Origin of the sequence: Mesorhizobium sp. M4A.F.Ca.ET.020.02.1.1 (assembly GCF_004022645.1) — a bacterium.
Taxonomy (GTDB): Bacteria; Pseudomonadota; Alphaproteobacteria; order Rhizobiales; family Rhizobiaceae; genus Mesorhizobium.
In genome coordinates this window covers 1-3,775 of sequence record NZ_RZOI01000607.1, presented here as the reverse complement: position 1 = coordinate 3,775, position 3,775 = coordinate 1, and the positions used below count along the sequence as shown (strand labels likewise).

At 64.6% G+C, this 3,775-nt stretch carries 4 protein-coding genes; all 4 read left to right on the top strand.

Annotated elements, in window-relative coordinates; translation table 11 throughout:
• On the top strand, positions 1–1,073 hold a 1,073-nt coding region (locus EN742_RS27665), incomplete at its 5' end, for an ABC transporter substrate-binding protein (RefSeq protein WP_148670301.1).
• A gap of 16 nt (positions 1,074–1,089) precedes the next feature.
• On the top strand, positions 1,090–2,049 hold the full coding sequence (locus EN742_RS27660) for an ABC transporter permease (RefSeq protein ID WP_126056964.1): 960 nt from the start codon (positions 1,090–1,092) through the stop codon (positions 2,047–2,049).
• A gap of 10 nt (positions 2,050–2,059) precedes the next feature.
• Entirely contained in the window at positions 2,060–2,884 is an 825-nt protein-coding gene (locus tag EN742_RS27655) for an ABC transporter permease (RefSeq protein ID WP_126056963.1), read from the top strand.
• Positions 2,884–3,775 (top strand): ATP-binding cassette domain-containing protein (locus EN742_RS27650; protein ID WP_148670300.1); only part of this gene is annotated, 892 nt, incomplete at its 3' end. The genes EN742_RS27655 and EN742_RS27650, both read left to right, overlap by 1 nt.

Here is a 3,775-nt window from a genome sequence, read left to right as displayed (position 1 = left end):
CGCTGAAGGAGGCCAATGCCGACCTTCCCTACCTGCTCAGCGACTATCACCTCATCGTCCAGCCGAACGGCGGCAAGGACAAGCCCGATGCCGGCATCGGCGCCGGCCCGTACAAGATCGTGACCAACGAGCCCGGCGTGCGCCATGTCGGCGAGCGCTTCGCCAATTACTGGCAGGGCGACAAGATGGGTCATGCCGACCAGATCGAAGTGGTCGTCATCAACGACGCGACGGCGCGCACCGCGGCCCTGCAGGGTGGCCAGGTCAACATGATCAACCGCGTCGAGCCGAAGATCGTCGACCTGATCAAGCGCGTGCCCGGCGTCACCATCCGCAACCATGCGGGCCCCGGCCACTACGTGTTCATCATGCATTGCAACACGGCGCCGTTCGACAACAACGACCTCAGGATGGCGCTGAAGCTGGCGATCGACCGCGAGGAGATGCTGAACAAGGTGCTGCGCGGCTACGGCTCGCTCGGCAACGACTTCCCGATCAACGCGTCCTACCCGCTGTTCACCGAGATCGAGCAGCGCAAGTACGATCCGGATAAGGCCAAGTTCCACTACAAGAAGTCCGGCCACGATGGTTCGGTCCTGCTCAGGACCTCCGATGTGGCTTTCCCCGGCGCCGTCGATGCAGCGCAGCTCTACCAGCAGAGCGCGGCCAAGGCCGGCATCAAGCTCGAGATCAAGCGCGAGCCGGGCGACGGCTACTGGAACGAGGTCTGGAACAAGCAGCCCTTCTGCGCCTCCTACTGGGGCGGACGCTCGACCCAGGACCAGATGTACTCGACCGCCTATCTGTCGACGGCCGACTGGAACGACACGCGCTTCAAGCGTCCGGACTTCGACAAGATGGTGCTGGCCGCGCGCGCCGAGCTCGACGAAGCCAAGCGCAAGGCGATGTACCATGACATGGCCGTCATGGTGCGCGACGAAGGCGGCCTGATCCTGCCGATGTTCAATCAGTTCATCGACGCCACGGGTGCTAAGGTCGGCGGCTGGGTCGACGATCCGCATCAGGAACTGATGAACGGTTACGCTTTGGCGAAATGCTGGCTCGAAGCTTGAGCCTGGCCTTGCGGAGATGTCCTCACCCATCGTGAAACTGGTGGCCCAGCGCGTTGCGCTGGGCATCCTCCTTTTGTTGGCCGTTTCGGTCCTGATCTTCGCCGGCACCCAGATCCTGCCCGGCGACGTCGCGCAAGCCATTCTCGGACAATCGGCGACGCCGGAGTCGCTCGCCAATCTGCGCGAGCAGCTCGGGCTGAACCAGCCTGCCTATCTCCGCTACTTCCACTGGCTGGGCGGCGTGCTCACCGGCGATCTCGGCACCGCCATGTCGAGCGGGCAGGACATCGCGACGTCGATCAAGGACCGGCTGTGGAACACGCTGTTCCTTGCCTTCTGGGCGGCGATCGTCGCCGTGCCGCTGGCGATCATCCTCGGCCTGATCGCGGTGCGCTATCGCAATGGTTGGGTCGACAAGCTGATCTCCGGCGTGGCGCTCGCCTCGACCTCGTTCCCGGAGTTCTTCATCGGCTATCTGCTCGTCTTTTACTTCGCCGTGCAGCACCAATGGTTCCCGGCCATTTCCACCGTCTATGAGGGCATGTCCTTCGGCGAGCGCATGCAGGCGATTGCGTTGCCGGCCGCGGCGCTGACGCTGGTGGTGCTGGCCCACATGATGCGCATGACGCGTGCGGCGATCCTCAACGTCATGCAGTCGGCCTATGTCGAGACGGCCGAGCTGAAGGGTCTGTCGGCTTTCGCCGTCATCCGCAAGCATGCCTTCCCGAACGCCATCGCGCCGATCATCAACGTCGTCATGCTTAACCTCGCCTACCTAGTTGTCGGCGTCGTGGTGGTCGAGGTGATCTTCGTCTATCCCGGCATGGGTCAGTACCTGGTCGACCATGTCACCAAGCGCGACGTGCCTGTCGTACAGGCGGTCGGCCTCATCTTCGCCGCCGTCTACATCAGCCTCAACATTATCGCGGACATTGCGGCGATTGTCGCCAATCCGCGGCTCAGACATCCGAAGTGAGGGGGCGGGCATGCAGACCCTGAGACGCATTCCCATCCCCTCGCTGATCGGCCTGGTGCTGACGGCGTTGTTCGTGCTGGCGGCGATCCTCGCGCCCTGGATCGCGCCGCATGGCAATGCCGAGATCGTCGGCGACGTCTGGGAACCGATGTCGTCGGCGCATTGGCTGGGCACCGACAATCTCGGCCGCGATCTTCTCTCGCGCATGATCTACGGCGCCCGCATCACCCTCTTCATAGCCGTGCTGGCGACAGCGCTGTCCTTCTCGCTCGGCGCCATACTTGGCTTCTCGGCGGCGGTGTTCGGCGGCTGGTACGACACGCTGCTGTCGCGCCTCGTCGACCTGCTGATGTCGATCCCGACGCTGATCATGGGCCTTGTCGTGCTTTCGGTGCTGCCCACCAACCTGGTGACGCTGATCCTGGTGATGGGGGTTCTCGACTCCACCCGCGTCTATCGCCTGTCGCGCGCCGTCGCCGTCGACATCAACGTCATGGACTATGTCGAGGCCGCCAAATTACGCGGCGAAGGCAGCGGCTGGATCATCTTTCGCGAGATCCTGCCCAATGCGCTGTCGCCGCTGGTCTCGGAACTCGGCCTGCGTTTCATCTATGCGGTGCTGTTCCTGTCGACGCTCTCCTTCCTCGGTCTCGGCGTCCAGCCGCCGGATGCCGACTGGGGCGGCATGGTGAAGGAAAACAAGGACGGCATCGTCTTCGGCATCGCGGCGGCGCTGATCCCGGCAGCGGCGATCGCGGCGCTTGCCATCTCGGTCAACCTTGTCGCCGACTGGGTGCTCAACCGCACGGCAAGCCTGAAGGGAGGGCGCGGCTGATGGCTGACACCAAAGCAAAGTCTGGCCTGCTGCTCGACATCCGCAACCTGCGCATCGAAGCGACCGTCTATCCGCCCGGCGAGCAGCCTAAGACCATTACCCTGGTGCACGACGTATCGCTGACGCTGGAGAAAGGCAAGGTGCTCGGCCTGATCGGCGAGTCCGGCGCCGGCAAGTCGACCATCGGCCTGTCGTCGATGGGCTATGGCCGCGGCGGCGTGCGCATCACCGGCGGCGAGGTCATCCTCAACGGTCGTGATATCCTGAAGGGCGGCAAGGAAGGCTTCCGCAGGTTGCGCGGCCGCGAGGTCTGCTACGTCGCGCAGTCGGCTGCCGCCGCCTTCAATCCGGCGCACCGGCTGATGGACCAGGTAGTCGAAGCCGCCCTTCTGCACGGCACGGCAACGCGGGCCGAGGCAGAGAAGCGCGCCGTCGCGCTGTTCAAGAAGCTCAGCCTGCCCAACCCGGAAACCATTGGCGAACGCTTTCCCCACCAGGTCTCCGGTGGCCAGCTGCAGCGCGTCATGACGGCGATGGCGCTGTGCTCCGAGCCGGACCTGATCGTCTTCGACGAGCCGACCACCGCCCTCGACGTGACGACGCAGATCGACGTGCTGGCGGCGATCAAGGACGCCATCCGCGACACCCATGTCGCGGCGCTCTACATCACCCATGACCTTGCCGTCGTCGCCCAGGTGTCGGACGAGATCATGGTGCTGCGCCACGGCCGGCTGGTCGAATGGGGCGGCACCCGCCAGATCATCAAGGAACCGCGCCAGGAATACACCAACGCGCTGGTGTCGGTGCACGAGATCGCGCACCAGGAGCAACAGCCCGGCACGACGCCGGTGCTGTCGGTGAAGAACGTGACCGCCGCCTATGGCCGCAGCC

Bases quoted from the DNA above. Each gene is read 5' to 3' on its own strand.
- EN742_RS27660 (WP_126056964.1), top strand. From the start codon at position 1,090: ATGTCCTCACCCATCGTGAAACTGGTGGCCCAGCGCGTTGCGCTGGGC.
- EN742_RS27655 (WP_126056963.1), top strand. From the start codon at position 2,060: ATGCAGACCCTGAGACGCATTCCCATCCCCTCGCTGATCGGCCTGGTG.